Here is a 25,956-nt window from a genome sequence, read left to right on the forward strand (position 1 = left end):
CTGAGAAAAATATTTTATTTTTCAGTTAATTATTTAAATTTAAGTACCAGTACTATTTGATATTGAGAAATTTTATCTCAGTATGAAAAAGTTAAAGCACAATTGAATTGATTTAAAATTGACCAACTAATTAGAATAACAAAGAAGGTCGATATTTAGAGAAAATAATTGGCAGTAATCCCACAACCAATTGATAGTGAAGGCGAAATCCTTCAATACCTTGGTGGTTGGAACCTGGTTATTCTTTAATCCCTAAAAATATGGTAGCTAAAAAATATATCGATAAAGGAATACCATCTTTGAAACCCTCTGACACAGTAGGATTTGCAAAAGATTTATTAGAAGAATATTCTTTTAATTGGTTACCGGTAGTGGAAAATCAGCAATATCTTGGTTTATTTTCTGATTCCTTCCTAAGTGATTTTACTAAGGAAGATGAAAAAATTGAATTATTTGAATTAAAAAATAAAGACCTAAAAGTTCACGATAATTACCACTTTTTTGAGCTGGCCAGGATTTCAAAAGAAAACCAACTAGATCTCATTCCTGTCCTCAATGAGGAAAATAAATATAAAGGCGCTATCAATGTAAAAGATGCTGCCCTGGACTTTGCCGAAAAGCTTGGAGGACAGTCAATAGGTGGGATTATTGTAATTTCCATCGCTACAATAGATTATACTTTGGCCGAGATCAGCCGTCTTATCGAATCAAACGAAGCCAAGGTTTTAAGCTCCTTTGTTGAAATTAACTCCCTTAATAATGCCGAGTTATTGGTAACAATTAAAGTAAATACTGTTGATCTCACTAGAATAATAGCTACATTTGAACGATTTGGTTATTCAATAGTAGCTAAGTTCCATGATTATGAGACTCAGAATTTCGAGTCTGACCATCTTGACTCGCTACTCAAATACTTGGAATTATAATAAGTGAAAATAGGTATACACAGCAGAACTTTCGAAGAAGATAAACTGGTTTTTTTTAAATCAATTATTAATGAGATTGTCAATAGAGGATTTGAACTATCTCTCTCCAAGGATTTAAGCAAGTTTTTAAGACAAAAGCTTGATGAAATTCCCAAACATCATGTTTTCAATAGTAGCCAGGAATTACAGCCCTCAGACCTGATTTTTAGTGTAGGTGGAGATGGAACACTTCTGGAAACTGTTCTTTATGTAAAAGAGAAAAATATTCCCATCATAGGGGTGAATACCGGAAGGTTAGGGTTTTTAGCCACCATCTCCAATGATAAAATCAAGGAGGCTATGGATAGTATTTTTATTGGGAATTATACAATTGACTCCAGGACTCTTTTAAAATTAGAAACCAATGAGGATGTTTTTGCCGGGAATAATGTGGGGTTGAATGAATTTACTATTCTAAAACGGGATACTTCATCCATGATCATTGTCCATACTTACATTGATGGTGAATACCTGAATTCTTATTGGGCGGATGGTTTAATTGTGGCTACCCCAACCGGTTCCACGGGGTATTCCCTAAGCGTAGGCGGACCAGTTGTCGTTCCGCAATCCAATAACTTTATCATTTCCCCGGTTAGCCCCCATAATTTAAATGTAAGGCCGCTTATTGTATCAGATGATTGTACTATTTCCTTTGAAATAGAGGGCAGAAGTAAAAACTTTCTGATTTCTCTGGATTCCCGGTCAAGGAAAGTGAATGAAAGCATTAAAATGGCAGTAAGAAAAAGTGATTTTAAAGCCAATCTCCTAAAACTAAAAGGAGATAATTTTTTAAATACCCTTCGGAAAAAACTTCATTGGGGCTTGGATCTCAGGAACAGAAATTAAGAAAAAGACCATCTCTGAAAAATTTTTTTTTACCACAAAAAATGTCAATTTTAAGGTAAGAAATTTTTTTATAATGATTTATTCTTTTGAATAATGGGGTTCCTGTATTTTTTTATCGGTAAAACAGCGAAAATATCCTGCACAGGTTTTCTGTTTTATCTTTAATAAAATTTAAGGTTCCTACATAATCTTTTTTCCTTAATCAAAAATATCCATGAATCATACCGTACAGCAAGGGGAAACTTTATATGCAATAAGCAAAAAATATAATATTTCCACTAATAAAATTTTAGAATTAAATGGCTTAAAACCATACGATTCTATCCATCCCGGGCAAAGCCTGATTGTATCGGAAGGAGCAGGAAGCACAGTGCCGCAATCAGCTCCAACTTCCAGTTCTGGTCAGACTCATATTGTTCAAAGAGGAGAATCATTATATTCAATTGCTCAAAAATATGGTGCTACGCCACAGCAGATTCTGACCTTAAACGGGATGCAGGCTAACCAACCTATATATGTTGGACAGAAATTAAATGTACCAGCAGGGGGAAGTACTCCCACTAGTCCTTCTCCTCAGCCCTCTTCTGGTGGAGGGCTAAAACCTACATTTTATACCGTTCAAAGGGGTGATTCGCTTTATTCTATATCTAAAAAATTTGGAACAACTCCACAGGAAATTATCAAACTGAATAATATGCCTGCTAGTGGTGCAATTAATGTAGGACAAAGGTTGCAGGTTGGTACATCTACTCAGTCATCTGGTTCCAGACCAACCCCAACAACTCCTTCTCCACAACCCGGAGCTCAGTCCTCTCAGGATGATGTTTATATTGTTCAAAGAGGGGATTCTCTTTATTCCATTGCCCAGAGAAATGGAACTACCCCACAGGAAATCCTGAAAATGAATAACTTAGCTCCAAACGCTACTATTTATTTAGGACAAATGCTACGGGTAAGGCCTGTAAAAACACAACCTCCCAAAACGAATAATAACTTACAAACCTATACTGTAAAACAGGGCGATTGGCTGGATAAAATCGCGGATCAGTATGGGACCACTGCTCAGGAGATAATGAGATTAAATAAATTGCCCAACAACAATTTATATATAGGGCAAAGACTCTTAATTCCTTCTGCTAAGCCAATTCCTCCGCAATCACAGCAACAGGTAACTGTAAATGCTCCTTCCCATTTAAGTGGAAAGGCTGGGCAATACCAAAAAGCCAGGGAGATTTTTCAGCTTCAGGTAATTTCAGGCAAGGATATAATCGGGCCTGGCTTAACTGCACCAGTAGGAAAAGTTTTCAGCAACAATCCTGAAGATCTGGAGAAAGTTCAGAACAGGTTAATTCAGTTGGGAATTTTAAGTCCCAATCATGGGGAGTCTCCAGCGCGCTTTGGTGGAAGAACGATTGGAGAGGGTAGTATTCCCAAAACCATTCAGGCCATTTCCAAATTCCAGAGTAAGTATAAGGTAGATTATTGGACAAAAAAGGATAAACATGTCAAAATGATGGGTACTAACCGGTTTACTCCGGGAACTGTTGCCCCTGGAGATATTACCCTAAAAGTATTGAGGGAATATGAAGATTATACGCTGGTAGTTCCACATCCTATCAATAGAGGGCAACTCATTACTTCTAAATTCAATAATTTTGTGAGAAGTAGTTATAATGAATATTATGATGGAGTGGGATTTAAGGGAAATTATATGCCGGATGTTCCATTTCAGACTTTTGCCAAATTTGGTTTGGACCAGAGTATGGCGGAAGGATTAAAGTATGTATCTGCCCATGAAGGGAATTTTGATGCCATCAATTCTTATGATAAAGCTAATTTTTCCTGGGGATTTATCCAGTTTGCCGGGAAAGGCGGAGGAACAAATGGGTCTTTGGGAGCCGTAATTGCTACCATGAAGCAAAGACAACCTCAGCTTTTTGCCGAATTTTTCCAAAAAGTAGGGATTGATATTGACATTGTCATGAGAAATGGGGAAGTGCATGATGGCAACCTGAAAATTTTTGATATTAGGAAAACCACAGGAAAAAACGAGGTGGAGGGCCTTGATGCAGAAGTTGCCCTGAAAGCCGATAAACAGTTGTACGGTGCATTTATCCGGGCGGCTTATCATCCTTCAATGTATGAAGCTCAAATAGAAAGGTCGGTCATTGGATATGTAAGGCCGGCCCTTAGCATTAAAACAGATATCAATACAGGACGGTTACAACTGAAAGATGTAGTTTTGAATAGTATAATCCGTTCTCCCATGGGCTGTGCTACCATGGTAGATTTGACGGTAAATCAATGGATTAATAAAACAAGAGATGTTTTTAAATCCGCTATTGAAAAAGTAGCAAGATCAAGGAATTTGCACTCTCCAAATGAGTTGCAAAATATTGATGAAAGGATGGTATTGCAGCAGATTGTGAATGATGCTGGTTCGGATAAGAGAATTAGTAGTAGAGTAAGTAGTTTGTTAAACAGCTCATTAAGTGCTCAGAAACCATCATTTGTTCCGCCTATAGCCTAAATAATTTCAGCTTTTAATAACAGGCATGTTTTTAGTAACCTGATTGCTCAAAGTGAAATTTATGGCAAACAGGTTACCTTTTCATGATTGGAGTAATAGAAAAATGAACTCACAAAATGATGAAGTTTGTTATTTGTTTGGTATCATTTTTATCTTCCCTTAAATTTTTCAGTCAAAATATCCGATCATTTAATAACCAATTTAAAATAGCGTATAAGAAGAAGGATTTTTACTCATAAAATAAATACGGTAAATCAAATTCACCTTAATATGGATTTCTTAAAAAAGATTTCAATAATATTAATTCTTTTAAGCTTTATTGGTTGTGCCAAACAAAGTAGTAATTCCAATCAAAATCAGGGGAATGCAGCCAATTCGAGAGGGTATAACCCACAGAAAAAACAATTTAAGTCAGGAACAAAGAATGCCTTTTCCAATAAAGAAAGAACAAGTGCAAGTGCGCCAAAGACTGCAAGGCAAATAAGAAAGGAAGAAAGAATGAAACAAAAACCTCAATATACTGACCCTATGTATTTTGGACATAAAAAACCCCCAAAGAAGAGACCAAGAGGAAAACAGAAGTATTGTAAAGTTTGCCAGATGCGACATTAATTCTAATAATTTAAAAATTTTATTTTAAAAGATAAAGTCATCAAATCCCATCCTTATTCCATTGAGGATGGGATTTTTTTGTTATCTATTTTTCCCCATAGATAGATTTCTTTAAAAATTTACCTTTTCTTGTAATGAATTTAATTTCCTGAAGTATACCAGGTAAAAAAAGAAAAGAATAGGTGAAAATCGACCTGTATGAAGAACAAATTACCTTTTACAATATTGAAATCTACCACCTTAATGGACTTGCGTGTTTCCCAAATGATTAAAAAATGAAAATGATCTCTGATGAAGCTTTAATGATGAAGGTAAGATCAGGAGACACAGGGAAATTGAGTCTGTTGTTCGAACGGTATAATATTCCGATTTATAATTTCTTTTTGAAATTTATTGGGGATAGGGAAATCAGTCAGGATCTTACCCAGAATGTGTTTTTTCGGATTTTAAAATATAACCATTCTTTTAAAGAAGGGGCATCATTTAAAACCTGGATTTACCAGATTGCCAGAAATGTAAGGATTGATCATTATAAAAAATATAAGATTTACAATTCTTCTTTGAATACAGATAATATCAATGAAATTAACTTTTCGGAAAATCACGATCCAATAGAAAAGTCTGAAGAAATTCTGCTGATACAAAAGGCACTTAGCAAAATGCCGGAAGATAAAAAGGAAATCATTGTGTTGAGTCAGTTCCAGGAATTACGATATAAGGAAATTGCCGAAATTCTCAATATTACTGAAAACACCGCCAGGGTGAAAGTACACAGAGCCATTAAAGAATTGAGTGTTTTATATAAAATGTTGGTGTAGGTGTTGGATGAATTTTTAGCCAAATGCATAAAACCTTTCGAAAATATTAGTCTATGGAAAAGAAAGATTTAAAACCTTATTTAATGGAATTTCTTCGGGAAGAATTAGATGAGGAAACAAAAATAGCAATTCAAAGTCAGTTAAAAGTTGATCCTGCCCTTCAGGAAGAACTGGATGAACTTAAGGAGGTATTCGGGGAATTAAATAAAATTCCTTCTCATAAGCCTGATATCGCATTGAAAGAGAACTTCCAGAAAATGATGGAGGAAAATACAATACAATCACCAGGTTTGTTTTCCAATATTCAGCATTGGATAAATAATTTCCAGATTACCATTAGTTTTAAGCAAATGGCATATGCTGTTGTATTGTTACTGGTAGGTTTTTTCTTTGGGTATAATCAGAACAAAGGAACAGTAAATGCTGGAGAGAGAAATCAACAGCTTTCCATGGAGATTGAAGAATTGAGAAAAAATATGATGCTCACCCTTCTGGAACAGCCCTCAGCCAGTGAGCGGATAAAAGCAGTAAATATTTCTTATGATCTTGAAGAGGCTGACCCAAAAGTGATTGAAGCTTTGTTTTTTACCCTAAATAATGATAAAAACTCAAATGTAAGGCTGGCCGCACTGGAAGCATTAACCAGATATTCCTTCAATAAAAAAATAAGAAATGGATTAACTGAATCACTCCGTCATCAGGATAAACCGCTAATTCAAATTGCCTTAATAGATGTGCTTACCGAGATGCACGATAAATCCTTAAAAAAGGAATTTAAAGATCTGCTTCAACAGGACGAACTGGATGCAGATGTAAAAGAAAAAATTAATGAAAGTTTGGAAATTCTAATGTAAAAAAAGATGAAATACATTTTAAAAATAAATAGTTTGTTCACCCTGATAATGTTATTTGCCATTACGGCCTTTTCTCAGGAAATATCGAAAAAATCAGTTATTGTTCCATTAAGTAAGCCAGGAGAAGCTGGAAAATTATATGTGGAGATTCATAATGGTTCCATAAAAGTATCAGGATATGAGGGCAAAGAGGTGATTGTGGTTTCAAAAAGTAAATCCCTTGAAAGCCATCATAACAAGGATAAAAATTCAGAGGATAATCCGCCAGAAGGCATGAGGGTAGTGGGAAATAATGCCTATGCACTTGATATTATTGAAAATGAAAACAAGATAAAGGTGGACACGGATTCTCATTATTCTTCAATTGATCTGGAAATACAGGTCCCGCATAATTTTGCCCTGTATCTGGAAAATCACCGGGATGGAGATATTGAAGTCGATAACATTAAGGGGGTGGAGATAAATGCAGAAAGCCATCAGGGGTCAATCCTGCTCACGAATGTGACAAGCCCTATTGTGGCCGACACTCATCATGGTGATATTATTGTCACTTTTTCGGATGTGAGTTCTGAAAACCCTTCGGCATTTAATTCTTATAATGGAAATATTGACCTGACTTTTCCCAAAAAAGGGAATGCTACAGTGAAAACTAAATCGGAGAGAGGCAATATTTATACAGATATGGCGGTATCCGTGAATGATTCTGAACCAAAAGTGATTACTAAGTCGAAAAACGGCACAAATTACTATTCAGTGGAAAAATGGAATTATGGCAAAATCAATAGTGGTGGACCTGAGTTTTCCGCAGCAACCTCTAAAGGCAATGTATATATCCGGGTTCAAAAGTGAGTTGCAAATAGAGTATTTACTTAATTGATTAAACTAAATTGAAAACCCATTCCAGTGTATTGTAGAATGGGTTTTTCGTCTAGTTATTTAATTGTTGATCTGTAAATTCACAATTTCCGGATCGGGTGTAAGTCTTTCTTTGGTAATACCTTTTTCCGGATAATCAATATTATTTAAAACATAACGCATGGCTTCCAGTCTTGCTTTGTCCCTGTCATTTCCCTTTATCACTACCCACGGGCTCAAAGATGTGCCTGTTTTCTCAAACATCGCTTCTTTATATTTCGTGAATTCGTGCCACTTAAGCTGAGCCTGCATATCCACGGTACTCAATTTCCATTGTTTTAAAGGGTCAACTTTCCTGTTTTCCAGCCGGCTTTTTTGTTCATCCACATCAATAGAAAACCAGAATTTGATGAGAATAATCCCATCATTGATCAACATTTCTTCTAAAGCCACTACTTGTTTTAAAAATTCCCGGTACTGCTCTTTAGAGCAAAAACCCATTACTGGTTCCACTACAGCACGGTTATACCAGCTTCTGTCAAAAAAAACTATCTGGCCCGGATCCGGCAATTCCTTGATATACCGCTGGAAATACCATTGTCCCATTTCTGTTTCAGTTGGCTTGGGCTTGGCTACCACCCGGTATCCCCTGGGATTAATAAATCTAACAAATCTCATAATGGCACCCCCTTTTCCTGCCGTATCCCGTCCTTCAAAAATGATTGCAATTCTTTTATTATTTTCCATCACCCACCGCTGCATACTTACCATTTCAGTTTGCAAATTGATATAAACCGGATCAGTTTCTAATGAATGAAAAGCCATAGTATAAAGGTTAAAATATTAATGTTTTTGGGTAAAAATAGAATTAGGATTTTAAAGTGAAAATATAACTTTTTCCAGCTTTCCATTTAAATATCTATAGAAAAAGAAAATATTTTCAGCTTCTGTATTTTGGATGATAAATTCATTTTCCGAAATAAAAGGTTGAGTATTTAATTTCCTCCCCTCAAGAGAATAAATGTTAGTGGAAGCACTTTTTTGGTCAAATACTGAAATAAATGTATTAAATCCGAAACTATAATAATTTACAATTTTTGGGAGGTTATTTTCTAGAGGTATTCGGGATAAAAATTGTCCTTCGTTGTTTAATAAATTTAAACTTTTCCCCTCTTTTTGAGTAATAATCCAATCTTTTCTCAAATGCTTATCCACACAAATTTTGGTGCTTGTACCAGAAGAATACCGCCTAATCTGATTTCTGGAAATTATTTTTCCCTCCAGGCTTACCAAAATAATTTCACCTGTATTGGTGAGCAACCTGATAAATGATTCGGAGGAGTTTTCGCCCATCGTGATGACAGGAGGATTTTCAATAAAACTATTAAACTGAAGGGGAAATCCCGGAAATGCTTTCCCGTTTAGATCCAGAATGTTTAATTCTCCATTTTTAAGCAGAAAAACCAAACCCTGTTTATTTCCCATTTTTATACTTACCGGAACAGCTCCAAGCGGATTCCTTAACTTTCGGGGCTCCCATTTTGAGAGTTTTTCTCCATTTTGGTTGAGGATAAAAACGTTCCCATATTGATCAGAAAGAAGAAACCCGTACTTATTGGGTGGAGGCAGTGGAATGAGCGCAAATTTATCGATCAAAAAATAAGACGGAAGAAAAACCGGAAAGGGTGAAATGTACTTTCCTGCAGTATCCACCAGGTTTACTTTGCTGCCAGAGGCAAAGGCAAAATGCGCACCAGTGCCCAAATCGTATCGGTTTTTATTCAATTGATAAATTTCATTAGAAAAAGGCCTCCATAAAGGAATTTCCCACTGCTTTTTTCCTTCCCTTATAAAATTGATGTTAAAACGGTTGTCCTGAAAAATGAACCAGGAATTTTCCTTTCCGGTTGGGAAATCAATTATTCTTGAAATGATTTTTTTATTAAACCTTAGGACGGTGTCGGTAGCTAATAATTTTCCAGTGCTGGTATTTTCTTCATCATTGTCGAATTGAAAACTCCCGTTTACTTCCAGCCATTCTCTTTTGGCCACCACCTGGCCTGAAAGGGCCATCACTGGAAATCGAATTTCAGAAAGAAAGTCAGGGAAATTTATGGCATTGCTCATAAATCCGGTGCTATTTTTTTTGGAAAGCATTTTTAAATCAATACCAAAAGTACTGTTTACCTCTTCCCGAAGAACTTCTGGTACATTTTCGCCTTGGCTATTTTCTACCTGTATCAGACGTTGCAAAAAATTTTGGTCACTGGAGATAACCAGATAATCCTGGTAAAAAGTACAAAAGGAGTAGCTAAAACCGGTGAAAAAACTTCCGAAAAGATGCTTGGGGAAATCCGGAATGTTCAGTTTATAGATTTCCTTTTTCTGAAAGATGCTCCAATCCTGAATGAGCCTAAGTGCTTTATTTGCACGAATAAAAGCTGTTTTTTCAGTTTGTTTCTGGTCCGCTAATTTTAAAAACAGGGCTGAGTTTCCCGTCACATCCTGGAAATTGGGGAAAAGTACAAAAGTCATTTCAGTAGAAAAGAATTCTAAAAATTTCTCCTTATCCAAAATTTCTCCTTTTCCATTTTTTAGCTCTGATTGAACGGTAATTTCCCTGTCCTTTAATTTGGAATGAAATTGTTCAAAATCATCAATCCCAAAATTGAAAACCATGGTAGGGTTGTGCTTATCAAATAGGGGAAGAAAATCCTGTTTCAAATTATTACTGGTAAACTGAAAAAGGTTTTTTTCTTTAGAAAATTGAGCCGAAAGAATTCCAGAAGTCTTAATCTTTTCAGGTGTGATTTGAAAATTTAATCCAACAATATCCTGGAAATGGAAAAGAGGCTGAAGGATTGAAGTTAATTTATCTTGTTGGAGTGATGATAATAGTTGAGTAATTCCATCAATATGAAAGTAGCAAGCGAAATCAGCCTTTTCGTCCGTTTCAAAAGCTTTTCTCTTAAATTTTGAAAATATTTTTCCCCCCTTTCCTCCATCTTCTTCTCTTATAATTTCGTCAATTAATAAAGAAGAGGAACTGAGAATAAAATAATTTTTAAATCTGGTAGTGGCTAATGCTATTTCCCCATTTTTATTCCTGTATTCTGAAATGCGATTGGCTTTATAGTTCCGTTCAAATTTCTTTTTTGAATTAAAATGTGGCGAAAGGAATTGATTGAAAATAGAATCCTCAGCGGGGAAAGGTAGATAGAAAACATAATCAATCTTTTTTTTGTGAATTTGATGAAAGGAAACCAGGAAAGATTCACTTTCGGCTTCTTCCTTTAATATGGGATATTCTTGAAATAAACTGTCCAAAACCCGGACTTGATTTTTTGCATTTCCTGCAACAAATTTATTTTCGTAATTTTTATCCTGATTTAATTTGGTAATCAGTCTGGGAAAGTTTTCAGATTCTATAACCACCAATGTCTGGTCGGGAATCAATTGCCAGGGATTTTGATAAAAAGTATTTTTCCATAACAAAAAAAGCAGATGGACGATTAAATAACCACCCACAAGTACTCCAAAGATGTAGAGTTGTTTTTTTTGTTTCGTGCTTAAATCTGATAATTTTTTTAATGGCATAAGCTGGGAAAAATGGAGGTTTGAAGGTAATTAACTAAGCATTAAAATAAAATAAAAGCGGTTCAAGAACCTATTATCTTATAGAAAACATATTTTTTATGCTATCAAAAAAAAGGAAGCCAGTAGTTCCAGAAGATGAAAAAAAGGGGAATGAGAAAGAAAAAAAAGCCAAAAAAGTGGCCGAGGCTAAAGGAAGCATCACCGATTTTTTGGATGATTTTGACAGATTATTGGGTTGCGGGTAAATTTTTTTTCGGGCAGATGTAATTTTTCCGGAAGACTTGCGACAAACCAAATTCAAAAATATTACTGGGATTGCTCTAAATTATGGAATTAAGAAAAATTACTAATTTACCAATCTCCAAAAATTAAATTATATACAAAAATCTGGCATTTTTATATACTAAATTTTTCTGTTTAAGCTGTGACATCTCCTCAATTAGAACAAAAATTTACATCGGTAATCACCAAGCACCAGGGTATCATCCATAAGGTGTGTGGGATGTATTGCCATCATCCTGAGGAAAGAAAGGATCTTTTTCAGGAAATCATCAGCCAATTATGGCGATCATTTCCATCCTTCAGAGGAGATTCCATGGTGTCCACCTGGATGTACAGAGTGGCCCTGAATACAGCTATATCCAGCTTTAGGAAGGAGAGCAAAAGAAAGGATAAGGAAAGTATAAACGAACGAATTTTCCAGATTCCCATATCAAAACCAAATGAAGACAAAGAAGAGAAATTAAAATATTTGTATAAAGCTATTGGGCTTTTATCTAAAGTAGAAAAAGCCATCATTATGCTTTATCTGGAAGAACACAGCTATGAGGAAATTGCCCAGATTACGGGTATTACAAAAACCAATGTAGGGGTGAAAATCAATAGGATTAAATCAAAATTACAGCGGATTTTAAAACCAATGTACGATGAACTTAGATGAATTAAAAACAACCTGGGCTGATTATACCAGTGAATTGGTCCATGAAAATGAAGTGGAGGAAGCACAAGTACAAGTGATGCTTTCCCACCAGCCACAATCTATTATTTCTAAAATTAATAAAAGCCTGCTTTTTGAGTTTAGCCTGCTTTTTATTTGCTCAGTGATATTTCTTTTTGTCATCAATCAATACCCGGAAAATCACTTTTTATTTAATTTTAGTCTGGTGATGTTAGGGGTTTGTGCCGTCTTTTCGGGGTTCTTTATTTACCAGTATAAAATCATAAATAACCTGGATTATGCGACCGAAAACCTTGCAGAAAGCCTGAAAAAAAGTATCAGTTCGCTGAATTCTTTTATTAAAATTTATTTTTACTCCAATGCCATTTTGGCGCCAATTGGTTTTTTTGTGGGAATGTTATTTAGTTATAATATTTTTCAGACAGAAGCTGAAGGGGAAAATGAGGGTTCTACTCCAGCCTTTTTCCCGGTGGATGAATATTTCATATTTTTAATTCTTGTGGCTGTTTTGGTTTTTGTATTCTTCTTCTTTTTTACAAAAATTTATATCCACAAACTATATGGAGTCCATTTAAAATCATTAAAAGAATGTCTGGCTGAATTGGAATCAGCATAAAATTTTTAGTTGATAAAAAAAGAGTCACCTCCATTTTCCGGAGGTGACTCTTTTTTGTTCGGTTAATTCTGCAGGATTATATCAAATTGCTTTTCACAAGATATTCAGCTATTTGAACCGCATTGGTAGCTGCTCCTTTTCTCAAGTTATCAGCCACAATCCACATATTAAGCGATTTTTCCTGAGTTTCATCTCTTCTCAATCTACCCACAAATGTTTCATTTCTATTATGTGCATTAATCGGCATTGGATAAACCAGATTCTTCACATCATCTTCTACTACTATTCCTTCCGTATTTTCCAGGATAGCTCTTACCTCAGCAAGGTCAAACTCGTTTTCAAATTCCAGATTCACAGATTCTGAGTGGCCACCCATGGTTGGGATTCTAACTGCAGTGGCAGTGACTTTCACACTTTCATCCTCAAGAATTTTTACCGTTTCCTTCACCATTTTCATTTCCTCTTTGGTATAACCATTTTCCTGGAATACATCAATATGAGGCAATACATTCATATCTATTCGGTAAGGATAAGCCATTTCCTCTTTAGTTAATGTCTTTCCTGCTCTTTCTGCCATCATCTGGTCAACCGCAGCTTTTCCGGTTCCTGTTACTGACTGATATGTAGAAACTACTACTCTTTTAATTTTATATTTATCGTGAAGCGGAGCAATAGCCAATACCATTTGGATGGTAGAACAATTCGGATTGGCAATAATTTTATCTTCTTTAGTTAATACCCTGGCATTTATTTCAGGCACTACCAATTTCTTGGAGGGATCCATTCTCCAGGCTGAAGAATTATCCACCACAGTAATACCCGCTTCTGCAAACTTGGGGGCATATTCCAAAGAGGTGCCTCCTCCTGCGGAGAAAATTGCAATCTGGGGCTTGGCAGCGATAGCATCCTCCATGCTGATGACCTTATATGTCTTCCCGTCAAATTCAATTTCTTTTCCAACAGACCTGCTGGAAGCGACCATTAATAATTCTGTGTAAGGAAAGTTTCTTTCTTTTAAAACTTTCAACATCTGGCCACCAACTAAACCTGTGGCCCCTACGATTGCAACTTTCATTTGCTTTTAAAATTTAAATTAAAGTAAGTGACTTTTGGTAATATTTTAATTTCTGGTACTTTAGGTATAAAAAAAGAGCCATTCCGGTAAGAATGGCTCTTAGTAATTTATTTATCTTTAAACTAAGATTCTTACCGGATCTTCCAGTAACTGTTTAAGGGTTTGTAAGAATGCAGAACCAATGGCACCATCCACTACTCTGTGATCGCACGACAAGGTTACCTTCATTACATTACCTATCTTAATTTCACCGTCTTTTACCACTGGGGTTTGTTTAATTCCTCCCACTGCCAAAATACACGCATCTGGTGGATTAACAATAGCCGTAAATTCTTCGATACCGAACATTCCAAGATTGGAAATGGTAAATGTATTTCCTTCCCAATCAGAGGGCTGCAATTTTTTCTCTTTGGCTTTTCCTCCAAGATCTTTTACCTCGGCAGAAATTTGTGAAAGTGATTTTGCATCAGCAAATCTTACCACAGGAACCAAGAGCCCTTCATCCACCGCTACAGCTACCCCAATATGGATATGGTTGTTGTATCGGATTTTATCTCCAAGCCATGAAGAGTTTATTTTTGGATGCTGACGGATAGAAGTAGCAACTGCTTTTATGACCAGATCATTAAAAGATATTTTCACTGGAGAAATTTCATTCATTCCCTTTCTGGCCTCAATTGCCTTGTCCATGTTAATTTCCATGGTTAGGTAGAAATGAGGAGCAGTAAATTTGCTTTCAGCCAGTCGCTTGGAAATCGTTTTTCTCATTTGAGAAACTTTTTCCTCTGTATAGCTTTCCTCACCTACAGGACCTGAAACTGCCGCAGCTGCAGAAGAAGTAGAGGCTGCCGGAGCCGCACTTGGCTGGTAATTTTCAACATCTTTTTTCACAATTCTTCCATGATCGCCCGATCCTGAAATTTTGGAAATATCGTAACCTAAATCCTTAGCAAGTTTCTTAGCTAAAGGTGAAGCTTTAATTCTTCCTCCTTCTGCTGTGGTGGATGGAGTACTTTCCTGTGCCTGAGGTGTTGGAGCTACAGTTTTATCTGACGCTGCTTCTTTTTTAGGAGCAGGTGCTTTAGTTTTAGCATCAGAACCTCCACCAGTACCTTTTGCATTAAAGGCATCAATCAGTTTTTGGTAATCAGCTCCTTCTTCACCAATAATGGCAATAATACCATCTACTTCTACTGCATTTCCAGCTTCAACAGCCAGGTACAATACCGTTCCATCAGTATAATTTTCAAGTTCCATAGTGGCTTTGTCAGTTTCCACCTCAGCCAGAATATCACCTGATTCTACCTTATCGCCAACTTTTACCAACCAGGAAGCTACTGTTCCTTCCTGCATGGTATCACTCATTTTGGGCATGGTAATTAATTCGGCAGGAATAGAAGAAGTATCTATGGCAGGCGCTGAAGCAGCTTCCTCTGTAGGGGCTGATACCTCCTCAGCAGGGGCTTCAGTAGCTCCATTGGAAGAAGAACCTTCATTTAATAATGCTTTATAATCTTCTCCTTCCTCACCAATTACAGCGATAATTCCATCAACAGGAACTGCGTTTTTTTCCTCCACACCAATATATAAGATCGTTCCATCAGTGTAATTTTCCAATTCCATGGTAGCCTTGTCAGTTTCTACTTCTGCAAGAACATCCCCTGATTGTACTTCATCCCCAACTTTTACTAGCCACGATGCAATAACACCCTCTGTCATGGTATCACTCATCTTTGGCATTCTGATTACTTCAGCCATATAATTAAATTAATTTTTATATCTAAATCAGTGAATTAATGCGAAAAATTAAATTTCCCAACTAAGTTTTAATAATGCTTGTCTTATATTATAAAATTAGCAATAAGATCAAGTAGTTTTTTCAGTTTATTGATTGTGTTGCGAATTGGGATGTAAAAATAATAACCATTATTTATTTTTTACCTAAAAATTGAAAATTTGATGTGGATAGTGCCAAACAATGAACAAAAAAGCCTCTCTTCTAAAAATATATACCGCTAATGCGCTTTTTTAATTTGATGAAAATCCTGATTTGAGAGATTTTTTGTCTCCAAAACTAATTTTAATTTTTTAAAATAAGGGAAGGAAATAATCTCTAAGGAAAAGAATCAAAAGAATTTATCGAAGGATTCAGGTTTTTTCATTCCAGGTAGATTAGAAGAATGCTTTACCAGCACAATGTTTGCGTTTGATATTCAAAAGGAGAAGAATGATATTTTTTAAAATAAAAACATTTTTTACTGTCATTATTTTTTTGAGTAGCTTCCTTAAGCTTTTGGCTCATGATAATTCTGAACAATTTAAGGGCTTACCCGAAAATGGTGCTCCAAAATTTAACTTTTCGCACCAGTTCCGTTTGGGGTATTCTTTTTTTGAAGAGGATTACACAAATGAACTCATCCTAAATAATTATTCCAATCCTTTATATAAAAGATTGGAAAATTTTGAACTAAAAAGAAAAAGGAAACCGAAACGAAAATATGACTTTAGGTATATTGAAATAGGTGGTGGCCCAGCAGTTTGGCAGGAATCTCATGAAACCAAAATGGAAAACCAGCAAAAAGCATTTCATTTATTTGTAGAATATGGTGATTTACAAAAACCTTTAAGTTATCAGGCTGGGCTAAATACCAGTGCGGGATTTATTCAGGATGGATATTTATTGGAACCCACCTACTATTTTGCCAACCTGAAATATACGCCTACACGATTATGGTATTTCTGGCCAGTCTGGTTTAATATATATGGAATTGCAGGAGCAACTTACTGGCAGGCTAATTTATCGAATGTAAACTTTGGCAATTTTCCCAGTTATGAAAATGCAATTGAAGAAAACAGTGGGCCTGGATTTCTGACGGGAGTAGGGGCTTCTGTAGAATGGCTAAATTTCTCCCTCATTACTCAATTCTCCTATTTTTTTGCTAAAGGGAAATTTGAGGGAGGGACTTTCGAAAAACAGGATGTTTATACAGGATCTGCCCAGGTAAATGTCATGTTAAGTTATCGGTTCTTTCTTAGTGGTTTTCAGTGGAAATGTCCTACTTATAAATAAGAGTATTTTCGGTTGAAAAATTAAATTTTAAACATGCTCTAAAGTGCTAAAAAGCCAACCAATTTTTTAATACTTAACCAGCACTCAAAAAATGAAAAATAGAAAATATCCCTTGCTGATAAAAATATGGCCTTTCAAAATTTTTATTTTGGGTTTAATGGCTGCAATTTCCTTTCTTCCAGGTTGCGATCTGGGGGATTTTGAACCCTTTAATTTCTTTGAAAGAGAAGCCCTTCAGGATAGCACTGTAAGTCTGAAGCCTGGTGATGCCGGAGCATGCGGAATTTCTTACATAGTCAGTGGAGAGAGAATTGCAGAAGCTGAAGGGGGATATAGAATAAAAGGAAGTGTTTATTTTGATTTGGGTGGCGATCCGCTTTATTTCACTAACGGGGAATTTTTTGCTGCTGCCAATGATGAAGGAAGTTTGCTGACTTTATCCGGATATGGACTGGCGAGATTTCCAGACATTGGGATTTTTGAAAATGGCGTGATGGAAAAGGACTTTGGGGCGAGTTATCAGATGAATAAAGGCAGTATCCTGAATGAAAATGAACTCCCGCTGGAGGAGGATGTCTGTTATGTTTATGGGGAAGTAGATAATGATATTGCTCTTTTAAAAACACAGGAAGGTACTTTCGAATTTTCCGAGTTTTTTCTTGATCCTACCGATCCTTTTGTTTTGTTCAATGGGAATCTGAATTTAAGAAAAACGATTATTGAAAACAGCTGGATTGGTATTTCCTACACTGGGCAAATTGAATTTGTACCAGAACAGGGAATTCCCGACCTTCCAATTGAACCGTTTAAAGGACATATTTTTACAAGAGGGGAAATCCCTTTTGAAGTAAATAATGTCCCGATCATTAGTAATGGAGATAATGTGATTAATGCCGCTCCGGGAATTGATGATGATCCTCTGTTGTTTTTTGATGGTTTAACCGAAAATTTGGAGCAGGGTACTAATGGGAATTTATTGATAGGGTACAAAATATTAGATATTCTACTTGCTGAACATTCCTATTACCAGGACCGGGATACCTTAATCCGGTCAGTTGAATTTATAAACCTGACAAACTCTACTTCCTATTGGGAAATTAATGATAATGTGGAAACTTATTATTTTCTGGGGAGTCAGAACGATACAACCGATTTTTATAAAGAAGCACTTCCAGGACATCCTGCATTCGAATATTTATCATTACAAGAACAAGGTCAGGCATTTGTGTACGGGATTTATGGCAATAACATCAACACCATGCAATATAATATTGTAGGAAATGCCCAGCTCACTCTCGAAGATTTCTCAGACATTTTTTATACGGATGCCATTCTGACAATTGATGCAGAAAAAGTTTCATTTTCTGGTATTTACGAAACTGTTTTTAAATACATTCCAAGTATGGAATTGCAAGGAGTGATTTTAGACAATGGAGATTTCAATTTTTCAGGGCAGGCCATTGCAGCTATAAATTATGATGGTACTACACTTCCTACCACATTTTACATTTCTCAAAAAGTAATTGATGGCGTTCCTGATTTTACCATAAGCGCAGAGGCTGAGCAGTGTAATGGCGGAAATTGTGTCCAAATTCCAGTTGAGGTAAATGTAAACCACGGCAACCTTACAGTAGAGTTGTGCATCAATATTCCGGGTAGGGGAAATGTATGCATCAATTAATTTTCTAAAATTTCATGTGAGCTGAGGTTCTTGAATTGAGGATTTACCACTCAAAGAAATAAGCCTGAATTACTTCTTCATCAAAAAGTACTTGTATATCCTTATGTGGGTTAATAATCAATTAATTAACTTTGCACCTGGAAAAAAAACAAGACAATGATTAACAGGAGGATTTTGAGAATTAAGGCAATGCAAAGTATCTATGCCTTTAAGCAAAATGAAGAGTCCGATTTTAATTTATCTATAGATAAAATAAAAAGTGATTTCAGGGATGAACTGAATATTAAAGGAAAAGTCGAAGCTGAAAATATCAAAGAAAAGGAATTGTTTTCGATTGAATCCTTTAGGAAAATTATAAATGAACATGCTGCTATTACCGATGTAGTAGAAGAGGATAATAAATCCTATAAAATCATTGAAAGTGCTGTTTTCAGTTATAAGGAAAAGAGAAAGGAAGATTATCGGACCAATAAGCTGAAAATGCTGGCAGAGGCAGAGGGAATTTATAAGACTTATCTGGAAATTATTGAAATTCTGATAAAGTTTGGGGAGGAAGATGAAAATTTTGGGTTGGCTTTTAACAGGGTTTTAAAATGTTTAAGGTCAAATTATCAGCTTTCTAAAATAATTGAAGAAAAAAGTATCAGGTGGGAAACTGGTCAGGTAAGAAGTTGGTTAAAGTTATTAAAAAAGGAAGAGGAATTTTATCCTAAACCAGGAACTGAATTTGAGGATTTTGAAAGTGAAAGGGCTCAGTTCAGATTAGTTGTTCGTGATTTTCTTTTTAAAAATGAGGTGGTAATTTCCCATTTCGAGGAAGACGACCTGAACTGGTCTGAAAATAAATCAATATTGAGGAGTATGGTCATTAATACCATCCGGGAATTGGATGAAGAAGACTTTGAAGATGCTCCTTTATATTTACTTTCAAAAAATTGGGAGGAGGATAAAGTATTTTTCCAACAACTTTACGAATTTTATGTGGCCGGAGAAGTTGAATATGAAAAATACATTGAAGAAAAATCAAAAAAATGGTCTGTTGATCGGATTGCTGCAGTTGATAAAATTTTGATAAAACTGGCCATTTGCGAAATGATTAATTTCCCGAATATTCCTGTGAAAGTTTCTATAAATGAATATATTGAGGTGGCGAAAAATTACAGTACGCCAAAAAGTGCAATATATATTAATGGAATGCTGGATGAGATTTCCAAGAAATTACAGGACCTTGGAAAAATCAGAAAATCAGGCAGGGGATTGATAGATAATAAATAGGAAAAAGAAGCAGTAGGAAATTGCTTTTCAATGAAACTTATAAATAGTAAAAACTAAAAAGATAAAAAAATTATGGCAAAAGGAAACGGAAGCGGATTCTTCGTGTTTTTAACCGGAGCTCTGGTTGGAGGGATTTTAGGTGTTTTATACGCTCCGGATAAGGGCGAAAATACCAGAGACAAATTAAATTTTCAGTTGGACAAATATGCTGAAAAACTGCAAAAAATTATTGATGAATTAATTGAAGGCAAGGACTTTACGGTAAGTGAAGCGAAATCGGAAGGAGAAAGGGTGATTTTGGACGCAATAAAAGAAGCTGAAAAATTGAAAAGCGAGGTGGAAGCTTTAAAAAGTAAAATCGCTCCTAAAGCCGAATCTAATTAATCGTTACTTTCCTTTTGGAAAGGATTAATTTCTATTGAAATTTTTTGTAGAACTGCTTTGGTTATGGAGAAAAGCAGTTTTTTTAATCTGTGGATATAAAGTGATTCACCATAATTAGTAGTTTTTTACAGGCCTTAATTAATAAGTTCATACTTTCAGAAAGTTGAGCTTATGTATTAATTAATTTTTTTATAAAAAAGTTAGAAACAATGAAAAATAAGCTTATTTCATTAATAATTGCTCAAATATTCCTGCTAGGGTTATTAAGTTGTAATAATCAAAAATCTTCAGATTCAACTTCGGGAGAAGCTTCAAAAAGCGAAGTGGTGCCTGTAAAATCTGAAAAAGCTGCAGAACCAGTGGGAACAGCCGCTTTTAAATTTGAAGAGACTGAATTTGATTTCGGGAAAATTAATAAAGGGGATGTGGTAAAACATGCTTTCAAATTTGAAAATGTGGGTGATGCACCACTAATTATTTCAAATATTCAGACTACATGCGGCTGTACAACTCCTCAATACACTAAGGACCCAATAGCTCCGGGGAAATCAGGAGAAATATTAGTTCAGTTTAATAGTGCTGGAAAATCGGGTAATATTGTAAAACCTGTTACAATTCATGCGAATATTGAGGGTGGACAAACTGTAATTAAAATTAAAACAGTAATTAATGAGGAAATAGAAGGTCCATTTAAAGAGCAGTAATAAATTGTGCTTTTATTTTTATCATTTTTGTAAGATGATATCTTTGTGTCCTTTGTCAATTACCCTTTTAATTATTGAATAATAACTAAATAAGTTAATGGAGTTAATAAGTATATTTTTGCAGGCTGGTGGTGCTGGTGGGCAGCAATGGATGCAATTTGTTTTTATTGGTGGAATGGTGCTGATCTTTTATTTTTTTATGATCCGTCCTCAACAACAAAAGCAAAAGAAACAGAAAGAATTTGCAGAATCAATTAAAAAAGGAGATCAGGTAGTTACCATGGGTGGAATTCATGGCAAAGTGGCCTCTGTGGAAGGAAACATGGTTTATGTGGAAGTAGACAGAGGAGTAAAACTTAAACTTGATAAGAACTTTCTTTCATTTGAGCATTCAAATGTTGTCGCACCCAAAAAATAAATTGGCTGGAATGAGAGACTGAAACAGATTTTTCAGTCTCTGTTCTCTTCAAATATTTTTTAGCAACACGAATATTTTCTGAGATGATCTATCTCAAATGAAAATAAATCAATTAGACCAAGCAAAATTTTTTGTTATTGACTTATTCATTCCAAACCTAAAGTCATTTTTCCCCTGAATTTTGAACCAGAAAATAAAAGATATTTCGGAAACACTAAAACTTGAGGAAATCACCATAGTCCTTAAAAGGGTTTTTTCTGATTTGAAGGGCTGGGATTGGAAAATTATTATCATTTGTTTTACTACTGCTTTTATTTTTTGGGTTTTCAATGCGCTTAATGCAGAACAAACCTCAAATTTCAGTTTCCCTGTAAAATTCGTTTACAGTGGTGAACAAATTATTACTATACAGGAACCTCCTTCTGATATCCAGATAAACGTTACTGGAAATGGCTGGAATTTATTCAAAAAAAGTTTTGAAATAAGTAGCTCCCCTTTAGTAATTAGAATTGATAATCCAGTTAATTCAAACTTTGTAGCCACCAGAAGTTTACTGCCTGAAATAACCGACCGACTCAAGGAAATACAGGTAAACTTTATTCAGGATGATTCCCTGTTTTTTAAATTTGATACGCTTTCCAGTAAATTGGTTTATATAAAGGTAGATACTACGCAAATTACCCTGGCTGACCGATATAAAATTACCTCTCCTATTTTTGTAGAGCCTAAAAGGTTTAACCTGGTTGGGGCTTCATCTTTTGTGGGTGAATTTCAGGATACTTTCACCATAAAACTGGAAGAAAGCAATATTGATGAAGATTTTGATCAAAACCTCCCTATCGAAATTGAAAGTGAGTTGATCAATGCGGACCTGGAAGAGGTAAAAGTGAAGTTTTTTGTTACGCAATTCGAAAGAAGAAAAATTAATGTGAGTCTGGAATTAATCAATTTTCCTGAAGATTCGGTAGTTTCTATTCAACCCGGAACAGCTGTAGTTAATTATTCGATTGCTGCAGATGAACAATTTATGCCTCAGGATTCCCTCAATGTAATCCTGGATTATAAACAGCTGAACAGGTTGGATTCCTCTGTTTGTCCCACAGTAGTTACACCCGATTATTTCTCAGATGTTGAATTGCAGCCCGCAGAATTTAAAGTGACCATTGAAGAATAAACCAAAATTAATCGGAATAACCGGAGGAATCGGCTCCGGAAAAAGCCTTGTTTGCAAGGTCTTCTCTACTCTTGGTATTCCTATTTATTATGCAGATGATCGGGCAAAATATCTGATGGCTTTTAACGAGGATTTACAAGGGGAAATCAAAAAAGCTTTTGGGGAAAAATCATATCTGGCTCCCCATAAAATAAACCGGGATTTTCTAGCCGCTGAAGTTTTTAACAATTCAGAAAAGCTAAAAAAACTAAATAGCCTGGTCCATCCTGCGGTTGGAAAAGATTTCCAAACATGGACAAACATGTACAAGGAAAATCCCTACGTGATAAAGGAAGCTGCTCTATTGTTTGAATCAGGTTCCTATATATCTCTGGATAAAATAATAACAGTATTTGCTTCTGAAACTACCAGGATAAAGAGAGTTCAGAAAAGAGATTCTTTTAGATCGGAGGATGAGATTAAATCCATAATAGCAAAACAATTCCCAGAAAAGGAGAGACAAAAGCTTGCTGATTTTGTAATTGATAATGATGGAGGGCAATTAATTCTTCCACAATTGCTAAAAATCCATCAGCAACTGAAAGGTTAATTTTTCCCACTTATTTTTAAGCTAAAAGCCTATTGATGCCACTATTTAGCTGAAATATTGCTTCACCATGATTTTTTTGAAATATACAAAAGGAGAAGGTTATTCACTTTTGCACAAGAAGTAATCCCAAAGTTTTATTAACTTATTCCGATGATGGTACGGAAATTGGAAACATTATAAATTGTATGAGCTGTAAAGCGACATGCTTAAGAAGATAATTTTCTAAACGTGGTAAAAGACCTCACATTTTGTGGGGTTTTTTTATTTATTTGAGATTTTAATAGAAAGCGTATTTATCAATCTCAGAGCATCCTTCCCTTTACCTTGCAAAACAATTCGGGTCAAATTCGGATAAAAAATCAGTTATTCCATATTTTACTTTCCCTGCTATCATATTTTAGCTTTTCTATTTTCTTTCTTTTCTTACCTGGCTTTTTATTTAGCCTTCCTTTTTTTCTGGTATTTTTCAGAATAGCATTTCTGTATTTTGCTTTTTCAATAGCATTTGTCGGACCTCCAGTGTATCGGGCTTTTCGCCTGTCTGATTGCCTTCTTCTTTTTACAGCAATTTCCCCTCTAAACGAACCAATTTTTCGAGAGGAATTTCTTTTGTTGTTAACTTTTATACTTCCTGCATATCTTTTAATACTTCTGGTAGTGCGTTTGGTATTGCTTTTCCCGACTTTCACATAGCCCTTCTTAAAGTTATTTAGCGCCTGCTTTTTGCCTTTTCTTACTTTTACAGCTCCTGAGTATCTGGCAAGGCTCCTGTTTTTGGATTTAGCCTTCTTTTGTTTCGAAAAACCACTATATTTTTTGATGGGTGCACTCACGCTTTTGGCTTTTGAGGCCTTTACATTCAGTTTCTTTTCGTTTTTGTAATGACTGGATTTCCCTCTTTTAGATGAGGAAACATAAAGTGATTTAGGATTCTTGGGAATAGTATTCCTTGGTGTTGAGTTAAGATGTGTGCCTTTCTTTTTTTTAGGTAAAGGCCTTTGGGATTTTTGTCCCAAAACCATGTTATTGGAAAAAATAAACAGGAAAAGACAAACCACTCCAAAAAATATTCTTCTGTTGCGCAAAATCCTTAATTGATATTTTAGTTCCCTAAATTCCAATGATTTATCTTTTCTAAAAATTTTAACAAGAAATTAGTTTGAAAACATGAACCATCTGATTCGTAACAATCAGATACTTACAAAAGTGTCCTTAAAACAAACCAATACCTGTTAGCTATAACTCAATAATTACTTAATTACTATATTTATGCCGAATTGATTTAGGTAAAAATAGAAATAAGTTTACTAATTCTTTTGAATTTACCAAAAACCTGTCCCTGATGCCCCGATCACCTATTTATTCACTACAAAATAAAAAAATCCCTCTGTAGAAGAGGGATTTGCAATTAACAATTTAGAAAACTGTTTTCTTCCATTTTCATCCTTATGATTGTTGTGCGGAACCAGTCAATAATTTTGTCATTCTTCTTTTTACCAAAGGGTTTGCGGAGTATTTAATTATCGCTTTTATGATGGCATAATCGGAAATATACCTGATATTCGAGTAGTTTAAATTCCTCATCATTTTATTTAAGACTTTTTCCAATTCCATTTTTGCCCCATGAACGCCAAGTTTAACACTTAAATCCGTAACAGCAGCCTTTCCAAATTTAGTTTTAAATACTTTATCAATGCTAATGCTTCTTCTGATTCCCTCCAGTTGTAATTCTAATCTCTGTGCAGGTAAATAATATTGTTGATAGGCTGATTCTACCTGAGTTGCTTTGGTCGCCTGTCCAAGCATGATCAGGGCACCGTAAAGTTTTTTGTTGTCAATGATGTAGTCAATTACCATATTACCCTCCAGTTTGGTTCTTCCCTTGTAACCTTCTGGTGCGTATACTACTACTTTATCCATTAAATGGCCTTTTTCATTAATGTATTGTTCGTGAACTATTCCGTATTTCTCCAGGTAGTTATAATAAGTTGGATAATCCTGCTCTTTCAGTAAGGCTACATACTTAGCAAATGAACCATATTTAATGGTGAATTGGATAAATCCAAATGATCCTGCTCCATCGTAAAAGTTGAGGTCGCTTGCTCCTCCTTCGTTTGAAGAAACAAAAGCCAATGCATAAGAAATGTCTTCATCGTAATTTAAATTTTTGATATAATCATAAGTTATTTTTTGTCCACCTGAGTATAAGATACCATCTTTCCTAAAAGAATATTTGCTTTCTACATGATCTCTGAAGCTGGCTAAAACTCTTCCCTGGTGGGTAATGGTAAACCAATTGAATTCTCCATTTTGATTGGTGTGGCTTTGCTTGTAAACCTGGAATTCATTTCGGGCCATTTGAAAACCATAGAAAGCCATCATGGAATTGTGGTTGCTATAGTTTTGATTTTTTTGCCTTAAGACCTGTTGGGAATTGTTATGGGTATTCTGGTTGTTGGAAGGCCTGAGCCATTCCGTAGACGTGTTTCTAAAAGTATTTCTTTCAACTTTTTTAGAAATGATGAGCTGCTGCCCGATGAGTATATTGGTGTGAGAAAGGTTATTCTGGGCTAAAATTTCATTTACAGATACACCAAAACTTCTTGAAAGCTTATAAAGCGTGTCTCCTCTTTTTACGATATAAACTTTGCTCTCCGTAATTTCTTCTGCAGATACTTTATTTAAGGATATAAATGAAGTGAAAATTAGTAGGATTAAGGTGCAAAAGAATTTCTGGGAATTTTGGTTTGATCCGTAATTGCTGTCATTTGAATTGATTATTCCGAAAAGGCCGAATAATCCAAAAAGACCGAATAAAAAAGGTAATCTCTTTCCTATGAAGGATTTGTTAACTTTAGTCATGATATTGCTGGTTTAATTGTTAATTGTTGATACAATATTACCCCGGCCTTACATAAAAAACTTGGTAACTTTC

At 35.2% G+C, this 25,956-nt stretch carries 24 protein-coding genes; 18 read left to right on the forward strand and 6 right to left on the reverse strand.

Translation table 11 applies throughout. The features are described from left to right. Nucleotides 1-260: 260 nt before the first annotated feature. The 7 genes from A3EM_RS0134495 (at nucleotide 261) to A3EM_RS0134525 (ending at nucleotide 7,474) form a co-directional block, all read left to right on the forward strand. Nucleotides 261-926, forward strand: coding sequence for a CBS domain-containing protein (locus A3EM_RS0134495; RefSeq protein WP_026210762.1), 666 nt, complete (start codon nucleotides 261-263; stop codon nucleotides 924-926). Between the two features lie 3 nt (nucleotides 927-929). Next, on the forward strand, nucleotides 930-1,811 hold the full coding sequence (locus tag A3EM_RS0134500; RefSeq protein WP_020532824.1) for an NAD kinase: 882 nt from the start codon (nucleotides 930-932) through the stop codon (nucleotides 1,809-1,811). A gap of 214 nt (nucleotides 1,812-2,025) precedes the next feature. Further along, nucleotides 2,026-4,341 carry a LysM peptidoglycan-binding domain-containing protein gene (locus A3EM_RS0134505; RefSeq protein ID WP_020532825.1) on the forward strand — a complete coding sequence of 772 codons (2,316 nt, stop codon included), beginning with the start codon at nucleotides 2,026-2,028 and terminating at the stop codon, nucleotides 4,339-4,341. Nucleotides 4,342-4,611: 270 nt separating this feature from the next. Next, on the forward strand, nucleotides 4,612-4,953 hold the full coding sequence (locus A3EM_RS46590; RefSeq protein WP_020532826.1) for a hypothetical protein: 342 nt from the start codon (nucleotides 4,612-4,614) through the stop codon (nucleotides 4,951-4,953). Nucleotides 4,954-5,228: 275 nt separating this feature from the next. Continuing rightward, complete coding sequence (locus tag A3EM_RS0134515; protein ID WP_020532827.1) at nucleotides 5,229-5,771, forward strand: RNA polymerase sigma factor; 543 nt, start codon at nucleotides 5,229-5,231, stop codon at nucleotides 5,769-5,771. A 53-nt stretch (nucleotides 5,772-5,824) separates the two neighbouring features. Further along, nucleotides 5,825-6,625 carry a HEAT repeat domain-containing protein gene (locus A3EM_RS0134520; RefSeq protein WP_020532828.1) on the forward strand — a complete coding sequence of 267 codons (801 nt, stop codon included), beginning with the start codon at nucleotides 5,825-5,827 and terminating at the stop codon, nucleotides 6,623-6,625. 6 nt (nucleotides 6,626-6,631) lie between these two features. Further along, the gene (locus tag A3EM_RS0134525) at nucleotides 6,632-7,474 is read left to right on the forward strand and encodes a DUF4097 family beta strand repeat-containing protein (protein ID WP_083925360.1); all 843 of its coding nucleotides are present in this window, start codon (nucleotides 6,632-6,634) and stop codon (nucleotides 7,472-7,474) included. An 87-nt stretch (nucleotides 7,475-7,561) separates the two neighbouring features. Here A3EM_RS0134525 and ppk2 read toward each other — a convergent pair whose 3' ends face one another. Both ppk2 and A3EM_RS0134535 read right to left on the reverse strand, forming a co-directional pair. Further along, on the reverse strand, nucleotides 7,562-8,305 hold the full coding sequence (gene ppk2, locus A3EM_RS0134530; RefSeq protein WP_020532830.1) for a polyphosphate kinase 2: 744 nt from the start codon (nucleotides 8,303-8,305) through the stop codon (nucleotides 7,562-7,564). Between the two features lie 51 nt (nucleotides 8,306-8,356). Next, nucleotides 8,357-11,077 (reverse strand): hypothetical protein, encoded by a 2,721-nt coding sequence (locus A3EM_RS0134535; RefSeq protein WP_020532831.1) that lies wholly within the window; start codon nucleotides 11,075-11,077, stop codon nucleotides 8,357-8,359. A gap of 98 nt (nucleotides 11,078-11,175) precedes the next feature. Between A3EM_RS0134535 and A3EM_RS47835 the strand changes: the two genes are divergently transcribed. The 3 genes from A3EM_RS47835 (at nucleotide 11,176) to A3EM_RS0134550 (ending at nucleotide 12,651) form a co-directional block, all read left to right on the forward strand. Then, nucleotides 11,176-11,322, forward strand: a complete 147-nt coding sequence (locus tag A3EM_RS47835; RefSeq protein WP_020532832.1) for a hypothetical protein — start codon at nucleotides 11,176-11,178, stop codon at nucleotides 11,320-11,322. A 179-nt stretch (nucleotides 11,323-11,501) separates the two neighbouring features. Beyond that, on the forward strand, nucleotides 11,502-12,017 hold the full coding sequence (locus A3EM_RS0134545; RefSeq protein ID WP_020532833.1) for an RNA polymerase sigma factor: 516 nt from the start codon (nucleotides 11,502-11,504) through the stop codon (nucleotides 12,015-12,017). Further along, a complete protein-coding gene (locus A3EM_RS0134550; RefSeq protein WP_020532834.1) occupies nucleotides 12,004-12,651 on the forward strand; it encodes a hypothetical protein in 648 nt (215 codons plus the stop codon). The genes A3EM_RS0134545 and A3EM_RS0134550 overlap by 14 nt, the downstream gene beginning before the upstream one ends. Before the next feature lie 76 nt (nucleotides 12,652-12,727). Here the strand turns inward: A3EM_RS0134550 and A3EM_RS0134555 are convergent, their stop codons facing one another. After that, a complete protein-coding gene (locus tag A3EM_RS0134555) occupies nucleotides 12,728-13,726 on the reverse strand; it encodes an aspartate-semialdehyde dehydrogenase (RefSeq protein ID WP_020532835.1) in 999 nt (332 codons plus the stop codon). A gap of 117 nt (nucleotides 13,727-13,843) precedes the next feature. After that, a complete protein-coding gene (locus tag A3EM_RS0134560) occupies nucleotides 13,844-15,484 on the reverse strand; it encodes a pyruvate dehydrogenase complex dihydrolipoamide acetyltransferase (RefSeq protein ID WP_020532836.1) in 1,641 nt (546 codons plus the stop codon). Between the two features lie 469 nt (nucleotides 15,485-15,953). On the opposite strand from A3EM_RS0134560, the gene A3EM_RS0134565 reads away from it, so the two are divergent. The 8 genes from A3EM_RS0134565 to coaE all read left to right on the forward strand — a co-directional run bounded on the left by A3EM_RS0134565 (nucleotide 15,954) and on the right by coaE (nucleotide 23,021). After that, nucleotides 15,954-16,796: a hypothetical protein gene (locus A3EM_RS0134565; protein ID WP_020532837.1), complete on the forward strand. Its 843-nt coding sequence runs from the start codon at nucleotides 15,954-15,956 to the stop codon at nucleotides 16,794-16,796. Between the two features lie 91 nt (nucleotides 16,797-16,887). Further along, nucleotides 16,888-18,477, forward strand: coding sequence for a hypothetical protein (locus A3EM_RS0134570; protein WP_020532838.1), 1,590 nt, complete (start codon nucleotides 16,888-16,890; stop codon nucleotides 18,475-18,477). Nucleotides 18,478-18,633: 156 nt separating this feature from the next. Continuing rightward, nucleotides 18,634-19,752 carry a transcription antitermination factor NusB gene (nusB, locus tag A3EM_RS0134575; RefSeq protein ID WP_020532839.1) on the forward strand — a complete coding sequence of 373 codons (1,119 nt, stop codon included), beginning with the start codon at nucleotides 18,634-18,636 and terminating at the stop codon, nucleotides 19,750-19,752. A gap of 72 nt (nucleotides 19,753-19,824) precedes the next feature. Next, nucleotides 19,825-20,136, forward strand: coding sequence for a YtxH domain-containing protein (locus A3EM_RS0134580; RefSeq protein WP_020532840.1), 312 nt, complete (start codon nucleotides 19,825-19,827; stop codon nucleotides 20,134-20,136). Between the two features lie 209 nt (nucleotides 20,137-20,345). Next, nucleotides 20,346-20,840 (forward strand): DUF1573 domain-containing protein, encoded by a 495-nt coding sequence (locus A3EM_RS44570; protein ID WP_020532841.1) that lies wholly within the window; start codon nucleotides 20,346-20,348, stop codon nucleotides 20,838-20,840. A 97-nt stretch (nucleotides 20,841-20,937) separates the two neighbouring features. After that, nucleotides 20,938-21,258 carry a preprotein translocase subunit YajC gene (gene yajC, locus A3EM_RS0134590; RefSeq protein ID WP_020532842.1) on the forward strand — a complete coding sequence of 107 codons (321 nt, stop codon included), beginning with the start codon at nucleotides 20,938-20,940 and terminating at the stop codon, nucleotides 21,256-21,258. Between the two features lie 181 nt (nucleotides 21,259-21,439). Continuing rightward, nucleotides 21,440-22,432 carry a YbbR-like domain-containing protein gene (locus tag A3EM_RS0134595; protein WP_020532843.1) on the forward strand — a complete coding sequence of 331 codons (993 nt, stop codon included), beginning with the start codon at nucleotides 21,440-21,442 and terminating at the stop codon, nucleotides 22,430-22,432. Next, entirely contained in the window at nucleotides 22,422-23,021 is a 600-nt protein-coding gene (gene coaE, locus A3EM_RS0134600) for a dephospho-CoA kinase (RefSeq protein WP_020532844.1), read from the forward strand. The genes A3EM_RS0134595 and coaE overlap by 11 nt, the downstream gene beginning before the upstream one ends. Nucleotides 23,022-23,380: 359 nt before the next feature. Here coaE and A3EM_RS0134605 read toward each other — a convergent pair whose 3' ends face one another. Then, entirely contained in the window at nucleotides 23,381-24,142 is a 762-nt protein-coding gene (locus tag A3EM_RS0134605; protein ID WP_020532845.1) for a hypothetical protein, read from the reverse strand. Nucleotides 24,143-24,467: 325 nt separating this feature from the next. Further along, nucleotides 24,468-25,883, reverse strand: a complete 1,416-nt coding sequence (locus A3EM_RS0134610) for a LysM peptidoglycan-binding domain-containing protein (protein WP_020532846.1) — start codon at nucleotides 25,881-25,883, stop codon at nucleotides 24,468-24,470. Nucleotides 25,884-25,956 lie beyond the last annotated feature (73 nt).

The organism is Flexithrix dorotheae DSM 6795, assembly GCF_000379765.1.
GTDB classification, from domain to species: Bacteria; Bacteroidota; Bacteroidia; order Cytophagales; family Flammeovirgaceae; genus Flexithrix; species Flexithrix dorotheae.